Source organism: Nonomuraea indica, assembly GCF_002850745.1.
GTDB lineage: Bacteria > Actinomycetota > Actinomycetes > Streptosporangiales > Streptosporangiaceae > Nonomuraea > Nonomuraea indica.
This window is the reverse complement of sequence record NZ_PJOK01000049.1, coordinates 115,340-131,243: the sequence shown is the minus strand read 5'-3', so window position 1 is coordinate 131,243 and position 15,904 is coordinate 115,340. Positions and strand designations below refer to the sequence as shown.

Annotated in this window: 14 protein-coding genes; 5 read left to right on the top strand and 9 right to left on the bottom strand. The window is 72.8% G+C overall.

Annotated features, from left to right (window positions below):
* The first annotated feature begins 293 nt into the window (after positions 1 to 293).
* On the top strand, positions 294 to 737 hold the full coding sequence (locus CXR44_RS35575; protein ID WP_180903868.1) for an STAS domain-containing protein: 444 nt from the start codon (positions 294 to 296) through the stop codon (positions 735 to 737).
* On the opposite strand, the gene CXR44_RS35570 is transcribed toward CXR44_RS35575, so the two are convergent.
* The 4 genes from CXR44_RS35570 to CXR44_RS35555 all read right to left on the bottom strand — a co-directional run bounded on the left by CXR44_RS35570 (position 635) and on the right by CXR44_RS35555 (position 6,801).
* Entirely contained in the window at positions 635 to 2,833 is a 2,199-nt protein-coding gene (locus tag CXR44_RS35570) for a terpene synthase family protein (protein ID WP_101790531.1), read from the bottom strand. The two genes, CXR44_RS35575 and CXR44_RS35570, sit on opposite strands and share 103 nt — an antisense overlap.
* On the bottom strand, positions 2,830 to 4,242 hold the full coding sequence (locus tag CXR44_RS35565) for a family 2B encapsulin nanocompartment shell protein (RefSeq protein WP_101790530.1): 1,413 nt from the start codon (positions 4,240 to 4,242) through the stop codon (positions 2,830 to 2,832). Before CXR44_RS35565 ends, CXR44_RS35570 begins: the two co-directional genes overlap by 4 nt.
* Positions 4,243 to 4,276: 34 nt before the next feature.
* Positions 4,277 to 5,680 carry a family 2B encapsulin nanocompartment shell protein gene (locus tag CXR44_RS35560; protein WP_101790683.1) on the bottom strand — a complete coding sequence of 468 codons (1,404 nt, stop codon included), beginning with the start codon at positions 5,678 to 5,680 and terminating at the stop codon, positions 4,277 to 4,279.
* A gap of 71 nt (positions 5,681 to 5,751) precedes the next feature.
* Entirely contained in the window at positions 5,752 to 6,801 is a 1,050-nt protein-coding gene (locus CXR44_RS35555) for a polyprenyl synthetase family protein (protein ID WP_101790529.1), read from the bottom strand.
* Positions 6,802 to 6,961: 160 nt separating this feature from the next.
* On the opposite strand from CXR44_RS35555, the gene CXR44_RS35550 reads away from it, so the two are divergent.
* From CXR44_RS35550 to CXR44_RS35540, 3 genes are all read left to right on the top strand, one after another.
* The gene (locus CXR44_RS35550; protein WP_180903867.1) at positions 6,962 to 7,525 is read left to right on the top strand and encodes a DUF4142 domain-containing protein; all 564 of its coding nucleotides are present in this window, start codon (positions 6,962 to 6,964) and stop codon (positions 7,523 to 7,525) included.
* A 66-nt stretch (positions 7,526 to 7,591) separates the two neighbouring features.
* Positions 7,592 to 8,773, top strand: a complete 1,182-nt coding sequence (locus CXR44_RS35545; protein WP_101790527.1) for a zinc-dependent alcohol dehydrogenase — start codon at positions 7,592 to 7,594, stop codon at positions 8,771 to 8,773.
* Between the two features lie 37 nt (positions 8,774 to 8,810).
* Positions 8,811 to 9,860, top strand: coding sequence for an NAD-dependent epimerase/dehydratase family protein (locus CXR44_RS35540; RefSeq protein ID WP_101790526.1), 1,050 nt, complete (start codon positions 8,811 to 8,813; stop codon positions 9,858 to 9,860).
* Positions 9,861 to 9,937: 77 nt separating this feature from the next.
* On the opposite strand, the gene CXR44_RS35535 is transcribed toward CXR44_RS35540, so the two are convergent.
* The 3 genes from CXR44_RS35535 to CXR44_RS35525 form a co-directional block, all read right to left on the bottom strand.
* Positions 9,938 to 10,357: an STAS domain-containing protein gene (locus CXR44_RS35535; RefSeq protein ID WP_101790525.1), complete on the bottom strand. Its 420-nt coding sequence runs from the start codon at positions 10,355 to 10,357 to the stop codon at positions 9,938 to 9,940.
* A gap of 215 nt (positions 10,358 to 10,572) precedes the next feature.
* A complete protein-coding gene (locus CXR44_RS35530; protein ID WP_101790524.1) occupies positions 10,573 to 10,938 on the bottom strand; it encodes an STAS domain-containing protein in 366 nt (121 codons plus the stop codon).
* Complete coding sequence (locus CXR44_RS35525) at positions 10,935 to 12,248, bottom strand: PP2C family protein-serine/threonine phosphatase (RefSeq protein ID WP_101790523.1); 1,314 nt, start codon at positions 12,246 to 12,248, stop codon at positions 10,935 to 10,937. The genes CXR44_RS35530 and CXR44_RS35525 overlap by 4 nt, the downstream gene beginning before the upstream one ends.
* A 201-nt stretch (positions 12,249 to 12,449) precedes the next feature.
* On the opposite strand from CXR44_RS35525, the gene CXR44_RS35520 reads away from it, so the two are divergent.
* On the top strand, positions 12,450 to 13,751 hold the full coding sequence (locus CXR44_RS35520) for a cytochrome P450 (RefSeq protein WP_101790522.1): 1,302 nt from the start codon (positions 12,450 to 12,452) through the stop codon (positions 13,749 to 13,751).
* On the opposite strand, the gene CXR44_RS35515 is transcribed toward CXR44_RS35520, so the two are convergent.
* Together CXR44_RS35515 and CXR44_RS35510 are read right to left on the bottom strand one after the other, a co-directional pair.
* Positions 13,748 to 14,920: a glycosyltransferase family 4 protein gene (locus CXR44_RS35515; RefSeq protein ID WP_101790521.1), complete on the bottom strand. Its 1,173-nt coding sequence runs from the start codon at positions 14,918 to 14,920 to the stop codon at positions 13,748 to 13,750. The genes CXR44_RS35520 and CXR44_RS35515 overlap by 4 nt on opposite strands.
* Complete coding sequence (locus CXR44_RS35510; RefSeq protein WP_101790520.1) at positions 14,917 to 15,777, bottom strand: sulfotransferase family protein; 861 nt, start codon at positions 15,775 to 15,777, stop codon at positions 14,917 to 14,919. Before CXR44_RS35510 ends, CXR44_RS35515 begins: the two co-directional genes overlap by 4 nt.
* Between the last annotated feature and the right edge of the window lie 127 nt (positions 15,778 to 15,904).

The window sequence follows — 15,904 nt, the reverse complement described above, 5'->3', positions numbered from 1 at the left end:
CGGGCCGCGACCCCTGGGTCACGACGGTCGGTCAGGACAGTCCGTACGGCCTACGGCGCCCGGCCGGGATCGAGGTCCTCCTCGGTCCCGCCGGGCGTTCCGTGCGTTGACCTGCGGATGCCTGGTACCACTGCCTGATACCACGTCTTTATCCGGCATATCACTAACGAAAAGACATTTCAGATAATCTGGTTCCGGGTCATCGTCCCGCGAAGGCGATCACCCTCCGTCCGAGGCAGGGGTGCTGGCTGTCCGGCGGCAACCCCCGCGCGAGGGAGATGGGGGTGAGGCCGATGGGCGGTGACACGGGCATGACCGAGCGCCTCGTCTATGCCGACAGGCTGGTCCGGATCTCCCTGCGGGCAACCGAGGACGACCCCGTGCTGATGGTCGCCGGCGAGGTGGACCGCACCAACAGCGAGGCGCTGGCGCGGGCACTCGAACGCTGCCGGCCCGGCGGCGGGCACGTGACCGTCGACACCGGCGCGCTCACCTTCGTCGACCTCTCCGGCCTGCGGGTGCTGCTCCTGCCGGCGACGCCCGCCGCGCAACGATGGATCCGCCTGCGCAACCTCACCCCGTCGCAGCGGCGGATCATCGCCCTGCTGGGCTGGTGCGAGGAGCCCGAGCCGGGTCAGCCTCTGGAGACCAGCGCCGCCGAGGTGCCGAGACCGGTCGGCCCGCCGGGCAGGGCGCGCGGCGGCCGGTGGTGGCGGAGCAGGGACGCCTCGTCGTAGCGGCGGCACTCGCGGTGCCACACCAGGATGCCGGACATCCAGTTCTGCAGCTCCTCGACGTAGCCCCGCAGCACCCTGCGGGCCTCCTCGTCCAACCCCGCGTCGTCGTACAGGACCGGCAGCTCGTGTTCGGCCACGTGCTGGAACTGGCGCATCCGCGAGGTGAGCAGGTCGTTGACCACGGTGAGCGCCGTGGGGTAGTCGCAGCCGAAGAAGGTCTGCACGACCAGCACCACGTTGTGCGCCTCGCCCTCGAACTCCACCTCCTTCTGGTAGGAGAACACGTCGTTGAGCAGGGCGGCGTAGTCCATGGCGGAGTTCTGGAGCGACCGCATCGGCCCGCTCTCGTAGATCTCCGGCGGCACCCGTTCGCCGTGGGCCAGCCGGCACAGGCTCATCGTCAGCTCCGAGCCGAACGTCATCCGGCGCATCTCGACGTAGTCGACCGGGTCGGGCACGCGGTGCTCGATCTGGTTGGCCAGCTCCCACAGCCAGCTACGGACCATGTCCTCGACGGCCTTGCGGAACGCGCGTCGCGCGGCCGGCCGCATCGGGCCCGCCGTCCGCGCCCACAGGTCGGCGAGGCCGCGTTCGAGCGCGGTGACCGGCTGGGCGACGACCGGGCCGTCGATCGGCATGAACGCCGGCAGCCGGTCCACGGCGACCTTGGCGGCGGGCAGGTTGCGGGTGCGGCCGTAGACGACGGGGAAGTAGTCGTCGCCGTAGGTGCCCCACGCCAGCCAGGCCGACGACAGGTCGAGCTGCTCGGGCGAGGCGTCCGGGTGGATGCCCGCCGCGCACAACGGCAGGTCGTAGTCGAGGAGCTTCTCCTCGTCCCACACGGCGGACCCAGCGACGCCCGGCTGCGCTTCGAGGATGCCCATCGCGTGCGCCCAGGCGACCACGTTGGTCCGCGCCGTGCCGAGGTGCGGCGACAGCCTGGGCGTGAACGGCATGCACAGGTCGGGGATCACCGACGGCCCGACCCGCTGGTGCGGCACGTGGGTGCGGGCGCGCACCCGCTGCGGGGCGAGCAGCCCGGCGATCGCACCGCTGATCGAGCCGGTGACGGACCCCATGCCGAGCCCGCCGCCGCGGTCGGCGCGTTCGTTCATGTAGCGGCTGGAGCGCAGGTGCCACTCGTGCCCGCCCGCCTGCCAGTCCTGCAGCCCCTTCACGTACGCCAGCACGCCCGCGCACGTCAGCGGGTCGAGGCCGTGCTCGACGAACAGCGGCCCCAGCTCGGTGGCGACGGTGTGCTCGAACTGCTGCAGCCGGGAGGTGAGCAGGTCGTTGACGGCGTCGGCGGCCTCCTGCGTCGTGCAGCCGAAGAACGTCTCCAGGACCAGCACCCCGTTGCTCAGCTCGCCCTCGTCCTCCACCTCGCGCTGGTAGGAGAACAGGTCGTTGCGCAGGTGCACCCCGTCGGAGAACGTGTCGCGCAGCACCCGCATCGGCCGGGAGCCGGCGACCCGCTCGGGCACCTCGGCGCCGACCGCGTGCTCCACCAGGGCGGCCGACCACGGCGCGCCCCCGACCTTGCGGCGCATCTCGATGTACTCGACCGGGTTGGGCACCCGGTGGGCGTTGATGTTGGACAGCTCCCAGAGCGACTCGTTCAGCAGGTTGCGGGTCGTCTCGGCGAACCTGGCCCGCCAGTGCCGGGACCGGCCCGGCACCGTGCGCGCCCACAGGTCGGCCAGCCCGGCCGCGACCGGGTCGGCGGGCTCCGGGAAGCCGTCCGCGAGGTCCATAGGCATGCAGGCCGCGAGCCGTTCGAGGTGGTCGCGGCCGCCCTCGCGGTCGCCGGTGCGCTTGTACAGCTCCAGGAAGTGGTCGTCGAAGAAGAACACCCACACGTACCAGTCGGTGATCAGGCCGAGCGTGGGCGCGTCGCAGTCGGGATGGGTGTACGCGCACAGCAGGGCGTAGTCGTGGGAGTCGAGGTCGCGCCGCACCCAGATGCCCGACCCCTCCAGCATGCCCATGTCGTGGGCCCACTGCCGGGAGTGGCTGCGCGCCTCCTCCACGTGCGGGTTGAGCCGCGCGGGGTACGGCAGGTAGAAGTCGGGGAGCTCGAACGGCTGGTCGGTCATGGGGTCACTCCGGTTTCGCACAGCTCGACGTCGTCGAGCACGCCGAGGGCGTCGGGCACCAGCACCGCGGCCGAGTAGTAGGCGCTGACCAGGTAGGAGGCGATGGCCCGCGCGTCGACGCCGGTGTGGCGGACGCTGAGGCCGGGCTCCCGCTCGCCCGGCAGGCCGGTCTGGCGCAGGCCGACCACGCCCTGGTCGGCCTCGCCGGTGCGCAGCACCAGGATCGAGGTGGTGCCGTGGCGGGAGATCGGGATCTTGTCGCACGGCAGGATCGGCACGCCGCGCCAGGCGGGAACCGCGCGCCCGCCCACGTCGACCGGCTCGGGGAGCACGCCGCGGCGGTTGCACTGGCGGCCGAACGCGGCGATGGCCGCCGGATGGGCGAGGAGGTAGCGCGACTTCTTCCGGCGGCACAGCAGCTCGTCGAGGTCGTCGGGCGTGGGCGGGCCGGTGCGCGTGGTGATGCGCTGGCCCGGGTCGGCGTTGTGCAGCAGCCCGAAGTCGGGGTTGTTGAGCAGCTCGCGTTCCTGCGACTCGCGCACCGCCTCGATCGTCAGGCGGAGCTGCTCCTCGGTCTGGTCCATGGGCTCGCCGAACAGGTCGGCCACCCGGGTGTGCACCCGCAGCACCGCCTGGGAGACGCTCAGCGGGTACTCGCGGGGACCGGGGTCGTAGTCGGCGAACGTGCCCGGCAGCACGGGCTCGCCGGTGTGCCCGGCGGCCACCTCGATGGCGGCCTCGCCGTGGCGGGTGCGCGGCCCGCCGGGCCGTGCCCGGTGACGGGCGAGCTGGGCCTCCAGCGACGGCGACCGGCCGGCCACCGTGCGGAACGCGGCCCACGGCAGGAACAACACCGTGCAGGTGGTGGTGCGGGCCTGCAGGGTGACCGGCCAGCGCGCGTCCGGCGCCGGCAGGCCGTCCCCGGCCGCCGGGAGGTCGGCGCCGGCGTGGTCGCCGGCGGACAGCGTCGCGCGGACGACGCTGCCGCCGTACGGGCCGGCCTGGCGCACGGCCACCTTGCCGTGCGCCACGAGCAGCAGCCCGCCGGCCGGATCACCCGCCCGCACGATCACCTCGCCGGAGGCGTACGCGCGCTGCTCGAACAGTCCGGCCAAGGTCTCCAGCACGGGTACGTCGGTGTACCCGCGCAGCGGCGGCAGCTCGGTGAGGGACGGCGGGACCACGCCCAGCCGCGCGCCCGCCCCGGTGAAGCTCACCCGCCCGCCGCCCACCGGGTAGGTGAGGCGGCGGTTCACCCGGTAGGTGCCGCCGGGCACGTCCACCCACGGGAGCACGCGCAGCAGCCAGCGCGGTGAGATCTCGCTCGTCTGCGGAGCCGACTTGGTCGTCGTGGCGAGCGTGCGCGCCGCCGCGGTGTCCAGGCTCAGCCGCTGATCCCGTTCGATCAACCGAAACACCACCCTCTCGGCCGGACCGGCACCGTCAGTTGTCGCGGCCGAGCTCGACGTCCTCCAGGACGGCGAGCGCGTCGGGCACCAGCACGGCGGCCGAGTAGTAGGCGCTGACCAGGTAGGAGATGACCGCCTTCTCGTTGATGTTCATGAACCGGACCGACAGACTCGGTTGGTACTCGTCGGGGATGCCCGTCTGGTGCAGGCCGACGACGCCCTGGTTGTCCTGGCCGACGCGCATCAGCATGATCGAGCTCGTCCGGGCCTCGGAGACGGGGATCTTGTTGCACGGGAAGATCGGCACACCGCGCCAGGCCGGCACCCGGTGCCCGTTGAGCTCGCTCGACTGGGGGTAGAGGCCGCGCCTGGAGCACTCCCGGCCGAAGGCCGAGATCGCCTGGGGGTGCGCCAGGAAGAAGGCGGGCTCCTTCCACACCTTGGCCAGCAGGTCGTCGAGGTCGTCGGGGGTGGGCGGGCCGGTCCGGGTGCGGATGCGCTGGCCGAAGTCGGCGTTGTGCAGCAGGCCGAAGTCGCGGTTGTTGACCAGCTCGTGCTCCTGCCGCTCGCGCAGCGCCTCGATCGTGAGCCGGAGCTGCTGGTCGAGTTGGCTCATCGGCTGGTTGTACAGGTCGGAGACGCGGGTGTGCACGCGCAGGATCGTCTGGGCGACGCTCAGCTCGTACTCGCGCGGGCTCAGCTCGTAGTCGACGAACGTGCCGGGCAGCGTCGGCTCGCCGGTGTGGCCGGACGACAGCTCGATCGCGGCCTCGCCGTAGTCGTTGCTGGCCCTGGCCTGGCGTGCCTGGATGTCCGCCAGGTGCTCGCGCAGCTCCGCCGACTGCTCCAGCACCTGGCGGAAGTCGTGCTGCGACAGGGTGAGCACGGTGCACGCGGTCGTGGTCCGCGCGGTGAAGCCGTGGCGGCCCGCCCCGGTCAGCAACTGCTCGCCCAGGTGGTCGCCGTCGGCCAGCACGCCGAGGCTCTGCTCGTCGCCGTAGGCGCCGTGGCCGGTCATCGCCACCCGGCCGTGGGCGATGAGGACGAGCTGGTCGATCGGCGTGTCCTCGGTGACGATCGCCTGGCCGGGCTCGTACTCGCGCTGGGTGAAGCGCTCGGCCAGCGCCTCCAGCACCTCCATGTCGGCGAAGCCGCGCAGCGGCGCCAGCTCGGTCAGTTCGGCCGGGATGACCCGCACCTCGGCGCCGGTCGTGGTGAACGTGATCCGGCCGTCGCCCAGGGTGTAGGTGAGCCGCCGGTTGACCCGGAAGACGCCTCCGGAGGTCTGCACCCACGGCAGCAGCTTCAGCAGCCACCGCGAGGTGATCTCCTGCATCTGCGGGGCCGTCTTGGTGGTCGTGGACAGGTTGCGCGCCGCCTCGGTGCTGAGGCTGAGCTGCTGCCCGCCCGGCAGGGCCGGCTCGGTCGTCTCTGTCATGGTCGGTGTGCCGCCGTTCTCCATAGGGGACATGAAAGGGTGGAACGTTCCAAAGGGGCCGAGGTGGCCGCTCAGCGGTCGCGGTGGGCCAGCTCGCCGGCCAGCACGGTCAGGGTCTCGCGCACCGCGGCTTCGATCGGCGCGGCTGCGATGGCGGCCTCCGCCTCGCGGACCCGCTCGGCGATCATCTCCTCGACCTCGGCCAGCGCGCCCGTCTCGACGAGGATCGCGCGCAGGTCGTCCGCCCGCTCCTCGGTCAGCTCGGGATGGCCGTGCCAGGTGCGCAGGTAGGTGCGCTGCGCGGGCGTGGCCCGCTGCACGGCGTGCGCGAACAGCACGGTGTGCTTGCCGTCGCGCAGGTCGTCGAGGGCCGACTTGCCGGTCTCGGCCGACGAGCCGAACGTGCCGAGCACGTCGTCGCGCAGCTGGAACGCCTCGCCGAGCGGCAGGCCGACGCGGGAGTAGGCGTCGAGCAGCTCCGGCGGCGCCCCGGCCAGCGCGCCGCCGATCTGCAGCGGCCGCTCGACGGTGTACTTGGCCGTCTTGTAGCGGATCACCGTGAGCGCCTGCTGCACCGACACGCCGGCCCGGAGCTGGGCGAGCATGTCGAGGTACTGGCCGCTGATCACCTCGCTGCGCATGGCGTCGAACAGGTGGTGCGCCACGCGCAGCCGGGCGGGCTCGACCCCGCACGACGACAGCAGCGCGTCGGCCCAGGCCAGGCTGAGCGTGCCGAGCAGGATGCCGGCCGCCTGGCCGAAGGTGTCGGAGCCCGGCCCCTGGTGCAGCGCGGCGAGCCGGCGGTGCACGGTCGCGTGGCCGCGCCGCAGGTCGCTGCCGTCCATGATGTCGTCGTGGATGAGCAGCCCGGCGTGGCACAGCTCCAGGGCCGCCGCCGCGCTGATGATCTCCTCGCAGTCGTCGCCGCCGGCCCCGCACCACCCCCAGTAACACAGCTGCGGGCGGATGCGCTTGCCGCCGCTCATGATGAAGTCGGTCAGCAGCTCGTACGCCGCCACGACGTCGGGGTCGGAGACGGGGGCACGCCAGGAGTCGAGGAAGCCGAGCAGGCGCTCGTCGATGCGCGGCCCGACCAGATTGCGCGTGAAGCTCAATGCCATGACCTGGCGCCCCTTCCGGCAACGGTTTCGCTACGCGACGTTATTGTTTGGATACACATTGTGTAAACCCCCTTGCGTAGCTCGATTACTCTGCGCATCCGAAAGGTGTCTACTTGTGGCCATACGCTGAGTGCTCGAAACAAGTGGGGATTCCATGTCGATGCGCCGTTCGCACCTGAGCCTGCTTCTCGCCACCCTCGCCGTCACCGCTGCCGCGGGCTGCGGGGGAGCCACCACCGACACCGCCGCCACCGACGGCGCGCCCGCCAACGCGCCCGCCGCGGCGGCCGCCAACCTGTCCGGCCAGGACCGCACCTGGCTGCGCACGATCCATCAGGGGGGCATCGCCGAGATCCACGTCGCCCGCCTGGCGCAGAGCCGGGCCAAGAGCGCCGAGGTCAAGGCGCTGGGCGAGACCCTGGTCGCCGAGCGCGCCAAGATCGACGGCGAGCTGCTCCGCAACGCGCAGCGGTTCGGCGTCGACCTGCCCGGCACGCTGACCGAGGCCCACCGCAAGCAGGCCCAGGCGCTGGCGCAGGCCCCGAACGCGCGGTTCGACCGCAGGTTCGTCGCCGAGATGCTCAAGTCGCACAAGGACGCCATCGCCGCCACCCGGCGCCAGATCAACCGGGGCAGCGCGCCCGAGGTGGTGGCGCTGGCCAAGTCCACGCTGCCCTCCCTGCGCAACCACCTCGACATGCTGCGCAAGGCCGCCGACTCCTGACCCGGGGACCGTTTGACGCCGGGTGTGTGGGTATGCGGGCAGACAGCCGACCGGAGGAGCAGACCCATGAAGGCTGTCACATGGCACGGCAAGCGGGACGTGCGGGTCGAAGAGGTCGCCGACCCGGCGATAAAGGAGCCGACCGACGCCGTCGTCAGGATCACCTCGACCGCGATCTGCGGGTCCGACCTGCACCTGTACGAGGTGCTGGGCCCGTTCATGACCGAGGGCGACATCCTCGGGCACGAGCCCATGGGCGTCGTCGAGGAGGTCGGCGCGGAGGTGCGGCACATCAGGCCCGGTGACCGGGTCGTCGTGCCGTTCAACATCGCCTGCGGCCACTGCCCCATGTGCGACCTGAAGCTGTACGCCCAGTGCGAGACGACCCAGGTGCGCGAGCACGGCATGGGAGCCGCGCTGTTCGGCTACACCCGGCTGTACGGCCAGGTGCCCGGCGGGCAGGCCGAGTACCTGCGCGTGCCGCAGGCCCAGTTCGGGCCGATCAAGGTGCCGGAGGGGCCGCCGGACGAGCGGTTCGTCTACCTGTCGGACGTCCTGCCGACCTCCTGGCAGGCCGTCGAGTACGCCGAGGTGCCCGAAGGCGGCAGCGTCGCCGTCTTCGGCCTCGGTCCCATCGGCCAGATGTCGGCCCGCATCGCCCGGCACCGCGGCTACCGGGTGATCGGCGTCGACGGCGTCGCCGAACGGCTGGAGATGGCCCGCAGGCACGGCGTCGAGGTGGTCGACGCCCGGAGCGCGGGCGACGTGCCGGACGCGATCAGGGAGCTCACTGGGGGGCGCGGCACCGACTCGGTCATCGACGCCGTCGGCATGGAGGCCCACGGCTCGCCGGCCGCCAAGCTCGCCCAGACGCTCACCGGCTTCCTGCCCGACATGGTGGCCGCGCCGCTGATGACCCAGGCGGGCGTGGACCGGCTGGCGGTGCTCAACCAGGCGATCGACGCGGTACGGCGGTGCGGCGTGATCTCCGTCAGCGGCGTCTACGGCGGCATGACCGACCCGCTGCCCATGCTGCGCATGTTCGACAAGGGCATCACGCTGCGCATGGGACAGGCCCACGTCAAGCGGTGGATCGACGACCTGATGCCGCTGGTCGCCGACGACGCCGACCCGCTGGGCGTGATGGACCTGGCCACCCACCGGCTGCCGCTCGACGCGGCGCCGCACGCCTACGAGATCTTCCAGAAGAAGCAGGACGGCGCGATCAAGGTGCTGCTCCAGCCGTAGGGTTTCGGGACCCGGCGCCCGGGCAGCGAGACACCTCATGAGAGTGATCGTGGTCGGGGCGACGGGCAACGTCGGCACGAGCGTCGTGCGTGCCCTGGAGGCCGACCCGGACGTGACGTCCGTCGTCGGCGTGGCCAGGCGGGCGCCCGGCTGGCGGGGCGCCCGCACCGAGTGGCGGCAGGCCGACGTGGTCACCGCCGACCTGGCCCAGATATTCGACGGGGCCGACGCCGTGGTGCACCTGGCGTGGCTGTTCCAGCCGACCAGGGACGCCACCGTCACCTGGCGGGCCAACGTGCTGGGGAGCATGCGGGTCTTCCGCGCGGCGGCCGAGGCGGGGGTGCCCGCCCTCGTGTACGCCTCGTCGGTGGGGGCGTACTCGCCCGGAGCCGGCGAACCGCCGGTCGACGAGACCTGGCCGACCCACGGCTGGCCGGGCGCCGCGTACGGGCGGGAGAAGGCGTACGTCGAGCGCGTCCTCGACGTCTTCGAGCACGACAACCCGGACATCCGCGTGGTCCGCATGCGGCCGGGCTTCATCTTCAAGCGCGAGGCGGCCACCGAGCAGCGCCGGCTGTTCGGCGGTCCGTTCGTCCCACGCCGGCTGGTGCGGCCGGGCCTGATCCCGGTGGTGCCGGACATCCCGGGACTGCGGTTCCAGGCGCTGCACGCCGACGACGCGGGTGAGGCGTACCGGCTGGCGGTCACCCGTCCCGTCTCGGGCGCGTTCAACCTGGCCGCCGAGCCCGTGCTGGAGCCGGCCGAGCTGGCCCGGCTGCTCGGGGCGCGGACCGTGCCGGTGTCGGCGTGGGTGGCGCGCAGCGCCATGGCGGCCGGCTGGCACCTGCGGCTGCTGCCCGCGGCGCCGGGACTGCTGGAGATGCTGCTGCAACTGCCCCTGATGGACACCCGGCGGGCCCGTGAGGTGCTGGGCTGGACGCCGCGGTACTCGGCCGCCGACGCCCTGATGGAGATGATGGAGGGGCTGCGCGAGGGGACCGGGATGGACACGGCGCCGCTGGCCCCGGACGGCGGCCCGGCCGGGCGGCTCAAGGAGCTCGCCTCGCGCGTCGGCGGCCGCCCGTAGCGGGAGGCCGGTGCGCGTATCGGCGGGCGCCTGCGGCGGAGGTCGCTGTGCGCGTCGGTGGGCGCCCGTGGCGGGGGTCAGGCGGCGCTCGTGCCGCTGCCGCTGCCCGTGCTGTCGATCGTGTCGCTGATCGGGCGGCGAGGAGGTTCGGGCGGGGTGCGGACGGCCGTCAGCGCGTCCTCGACCGTCCTGTGGACCGGCAGGTGCGTGTCCACCCGGGTGATCTCGACGATCCGGGCCGGCATGGCCTGGAGCGCGGCCAGCCTGACGCTGCCGCCGAGCCGGGCGGCGGACGTGTAGGAGTTGAGCAGGGCGCGCAGGCCGGCGCTGTCCATGAAGTGGATCTCGGCCAGATCGAAGACGAGGTGGTCGCCGGGCCGCCGTACGTCCGCGAGGAAGGTCTCCAGCCGGCCGGCGTTCGTGGCGTCCAGATCGCCGGCCAGGGTGACCACCGTGATGCCGGGCAGATGCCGGTGCGCGAACGTCAGCCGGGACATCAGGGGTCCCACGGTGCGGAGGGACGGGGTCGAGCGCAGGTCGCCATGGACGAACCATAGCCCGTCACCTGCGTCGCGGTCGGCCAAGGAAACTTGGCATTCCAATGACGAATATCGCCTGCCGCCTACGCAGGGATACGCGCAAGATGTGCCACTAGGCCGATATGCGGCCTTTGTCTGCTTTTAGGGCTGGCGGACGATCGACCCGGAGCCGGTCAGCTCTTTCCCGTGATGGCGGCGGTCGCCTGCTCGGCGCTCGGGTAGAGGTCGAACGCCTGCGAGAGCCCCGTCATGCGGAAGACCCGGTCGAGCCGCGCGGTCAGCCCCGCGAGCGCGACCGTGCCGCCCCGCTGGAGGATGAGCTTGCGGAACACCAGGAACGTCCGGATGCCGGTGGAGTCGCAGAACTCCAGCCCGCTCAGGTCGAGGACGAGATGCCGGTGGTCGGGCGTCAGCGCGCTCTCCATGTCGGTGCGAAGCTGCGCCGCGCTGATGTAGTCGAGCTCACCGCTCAGGGCCAGGACGCACGTGCCGGTGGCGGCGTCGGCCGAGATCTGCTTCAGCTGAACAGGTGCGGTCACCGGGATTGCCTTCTCACGATCGGAGGGACGGTCATGGACAGGATGGCCGTGTCGTCGGTCAGGCCGGGGCCGAACGCGGACAGCGTCTCCTCCAGCCGCGACACCATGGCCTGCGCGGGCTGCCCGGCCAGCGACGCCGCCAGGCTGATCAGGCGGTCCTCGCCGTACATGTGTCCGGCGCGGGTGCGCGCCTCGGTGAGCCCGTCGGTGTAGAGCAGCAAGCCGTCACCCGGATGCAGGAACGTGCTCGCCACCGAGAACCGGGCCTCGGGCAGCAGCCCGACCAGCATCCCGCCCTCGGTGTGGACGGCGTCCACCGTGCCGTCGGCGCGGACGGCCAGCGCCGGCGGATGGCCGCCTCCGGCCAGCCTGATCCGCACCCCGTCGTCGCCCGGCGTGAGCACGCCGTACACGACGGTGCAGTAGCACGGGTCGGCGCCCAGGAACTCGTCCATCAGCACCGCGTTGAGGTTGGTCAGCACGTCCTCGGGGTCGCCCGCGTAGACGGCGGCGGCGCGCAGCGTGTGGCGGGCCAGGGCCGTCACCACCGCCGCGTCGGCGCCCTTGCCGCACACGTCGCCGAGGAAGAAGCCCCAGTCGTTCTCGTCGACCCGGAAGACGTCGAAGAAGTCGCCGCCTACCTGATCGGCCGAGGCCACGTGGTAGTGGGTGGCGATGTCGAGACCCGGCACCTTGGGCGGGGAGGGCGGCAGCAGCACCCGGCGCAGCGTCGAGGTCAGCAGCTCCAGCCGGCCCCGCTCCGCCTCGGCCTGCTCGCGCAGCCGGCGCTCGCGCTCGACGGCGGACCGGGCGGCGAGCCGCGTCTCCAGCTCACCGGCCACGAGGGCGGCCAGGTCGGTGAGGGTGCCCAGCTCCTCCTCGCTGACCTCGCGCGGCCGGACGTCGAGCACGTTGACCGTGCCCAGCCGGTGGCCGTCGGCCGTGGTGATCGGGGCGGCGGCGTAGAAGCGGACGCGCGGCTCACCGGTCACCAGCGGATGGTCGGCCGTCCGGGGGTCGGTGAGCGCGTCGCTCACCACGTAGGGGCCCGACTGCGTGATCGCGGAGGCGCACAGACCCCCGTCGCGGGGAAGCTGCGTCAGGCCGCCGGGCAGGCCCGTCCGAGCCTTGAACCAGATCCGGTCCTCGTCCACGATCGTCAGCGAGGCCATCGGCACCCTGAAGACGCGCGCCGCGAGCTGCACGACCCTGTCGAACGCGTCCTCGGGGGGCGTGTCGAGGATCTGGTAGCGCCGGACGGCCGCCAGCCTCGCCGCCTCCACTCCCGGATCGATCAGCGTTACCGTCATCTGCTCGTCGTCACCGTCTTCTCTTCCGCGATCACACGCAGTTTAGTCGGCTTCACGGCAGGAAGGGCAGGCCTGGGGCACGGGTGACCGCGATACGGGCTCAGGGGCGCGCCTCCGCAGGAGGGGACACCAGGAAACGGCCGCGCTCCGCGACGTGACCGGCGGAGGTTTCCGCTGATCGAACGGGGATAGTGGCCGTCCATGACCATTCTGGGAACGCCTCCGAGCGAGCACGCCGCGGTGACCGAGCACTTCGGGCCGTCCGTGTCCGGTGTCGGCCCGGACGACACCGTGGCCTTCCGGCTCAGCCCCTACACCTACATCGGCGACCGGGCGCGGGCGCTCGGCGTCGACGTCTTCGACACGCGGCTGCTGCTGCGACCGACCACGTGCATGACGGGGGCCGAGGCCGCGCGGGTGTTCTACGATCCCGAGCGGTTCGTCCGGCAGGGCGCGGCGCCGGGGCGGCTGCTGCGGACGCTGTTCGGCGAGGGCGGCGTCCAGTCGCTCGACGGCGAGGCGCACCGGGCGCGCAAGGCGATGTTCATGTCGCTGATGACGCCGGCGGCACGCGGCCGGCTGGTCGAGCTGACGGGGCGCGGCTGGCGGGAGCGCATCCCGATCTGGGCGCGGATGCCGCACGTCGTGCTGTACGACGAGGTCAACAGGCTGCTGTGCCAGGCGGTGTGCGAGTGGGCGGGCCTGCGGCCGGCGCCCCGGCACGTCCCGTGGATGACCGGCGAGCTGCTGGCCATGATCGAGGCTCCGGCCGCCGTGGGGCCGCGCTACCTGCGCGGGCGGCGGGCCCGCCTGCGAGCCGAGCAGGGCATCGCCCGCCTGGTCGAGCGGGTGCGCGAGCGGCCGGAGCCGTACGAGGGCACCGCCCTGGGAACCGTCGCCGGCCACCGCGACGCCGACGGGCGGCAGCTCGACCCCCGGGCGGCGGCCGTCGAGGTGCTGAACGTGCTGCGCCCCACCGTGGCGGTCGGCCGGTACGTGACGTTCGCCGCCATGGCGCTGCACGCCCAGCCCGGCTGCCGGGAGCGCATCCGCGACGGCGACGACGCCTACCTGGAGCACTTCGTCCAGGAGGTGCGCCGCTTCTACCCGTTCTTCCCCGCGGTCGCGGCCAGGGTGGCCCGCTCGTTCGAGTGGCGGGGACACCACTTCCCGCAGGGGCGGCGCGTCCTGTTCGACCTGCACGGCACCGACCACGATCCGCGCCTGTGGGACCGGCCGGAGGAGTTCAGGCCGGAGCGGTTCGCCGGACGCGAGCCCGGGGCGTACGAGCTGGTGCCGCAGGGCGGCGGCGACCACCACCGGGGGCATCGGTGCCCCGGCGAGTGGATCACCGTGGACCTGATGAAGGTGGCCGTGACGGCGCTGACCCGCTGGATGACCTACGGCGTGCCGGCCCAGGACCTGCGCGTCGAGCGGTGGCGGGCGCCCGCCCTGCCCAACAGCCGTTTCGTGATCGACCAGGTGGCGCCGACCGGTTCCTAGCGGGTCTCGTGCCGGTCGCCGACGGGCCGCCCGTCGAGCAGCCGGGAGAACAGGTCCACCCACATCGGCATCACCGCCTCCGGCGCGTACGACCGGGCGGTGCGCGCGGCCTCGGCCCCGAGGCGCAGCCGCAGGTCGCGGTCGCCCATGAGCCGGTCGAGGGCGGCCGCCAGGGCGGCGACGTCGCCCGGCGGCACGAGCAGACCGTCGATCTCGTGCGTCAGCACGTCGGCCGGGCCGGTGGGGCAGTCGAAGGCCGCGACCGGCAGCGCATGGCCCATCGCCTCGATCATCACCATCGGCAGCCCCTCGAAGCGGGACGACAGCGCGTAGATCGAGGCGCGCGCCAGCTCGCCGTCGAGGCGGCTGGTGCGGCCCATCAGGCGGACCCGGTCGCCGAGCCCCTGGGCGTCGATGAGCGCGGCCAGAGCCGCCTTCTGGCTCCCCGAGCCGAAGATGCGCAGCTCCCACTCCGGGTGCCGCCGGGCGGCCTGCCCGAACGCCGGGACGAGCAGGTCGAAGCCCTTCTGGCGGACCAGCCGGCCGGCCGCGACCACGACGGGGTTCTCCTGCCGGGACGGCTCGCCGGACGGTTCGACGGCGTTGGGGATGCGCAGGACCGGCGTCCGCGGCAGCAGCTCGCGGTAGGCGAGCTCGTTGGAGCGCGTCAGCACCACCACGGCGTCGAACCGGCCGTAGTGGCGGGCGATGTCCTCGCGGACCGTCGCGGGGTAGGCGTCGAGGTTCATGTGGTCCTGCGCCACCCGGACGACGCTCTCCGGCGCGCGCCGGGCGGCGATGAGGTTGAGCGCGGGCCGGGTGGTGACGAGGACGCCGTCGCGCAGCGAGGAGACGTAGTCGATGACGGCCCGCTCCACCCGTTCGGTGAAGTAGCCGGCGGCGAACTCGCCGCGCGGCACCATCCTGCCCCGCAGCCGCCGCCAGACCCGGCGGCCGAGGGAGTCGGGCCGCACCCCGCCGCGCTGGTCGACCAGCGCCTCGATCCGCACCCGGCTGTCGAGGCCGAACTGCGGGGTGTTGCGACGGCGGACGACGCTGACGACCGTCACCTCGTGACCGAGCGCGGCCATCGCGCCCGCCTGGTTGAACACCGTGCGGATCGTGCCGCCCACCCCGTAGGCGTGCAGCAGCAGGTAGCGGATCTTCACAGGTAGCCCCAGGTCTCGCACATCGGGCGAAGGGACTCGGGGATCTCACCGGGGTCCGGCAGGTCGCGGCCGGGCTGGACGGCGCCGGAACGGATCTTGTCCTGCCAGTCGCCCAGCCCCTTGCGCACCACGCCCGGCGTGCCGTAGTCCAGCATCTTCCGCGTCCACGGGACGCCGAGGAACTCACAGACGGCCCTGGTGACGCCCTCCGGGTCGGCCGTGAGCCGTTCGTAGCGGACGGTCAGGCCGGGCAGGGCCTTCCTGGCACGTTCCACGGCCTTCATGTAGCGCAGCGCGTCGGCCGCGGCCTCCTCGCGGGAGCGCCTGCCGGGGCTCGCCTCGTACCAGGAGGCGGCGATCGAGGCGGGGTGGCGCAGCAGGAAGACGAAGCGCGCGTCGGGCCAGCAGGTGGCGATGCGCCGGTAGGCGAACGCGTTGGCGGGCGTCTTGTCCACGATGTACTGCTTGCCGCTGCGGACCAGCTCGCGGTGCAGGACCCGGTCCCACAGCAGGTGCTCCAGGTCGGCCTGGTTGTGGCCGAGCGCCTCCATGGCGTTCCTGGCCAGCGGCGTTCCGAAGCCGACGGTCAGCCGGCGCACGTGCAGCTCGTGCGGGGCGTGCAGCAGGGGATGGGCGTCGAGCATCGCGCGCAGCAGCGTGGAGCCGGACCGGACCGGCGACAGCACGAACACCGGCGCGATCAGCAGCCGGTCGAGGCCCGGGTCGGCGGGCGGCCTGATCTCCGGCCGCTCCCGCTGCTCCGGCTCGGCGGGCGGCGACGGGGCCGGTCTGACCCGCTCCAACCGGACGCCGGCGAGCCTGCCGAGCGCCTGGTTCACCTTTCGCTGCCAGGTCATGACGTGGGACGCTACCTGTGGATCCCGCTGATTACCTGCGAATCTCACCAGTGAGATACCCCGGCGCCCGCATTTCCACCCTTCGTGGGGAAAGGTGCGCGCCGCTCGTGGTCCGGATCGACGGGCG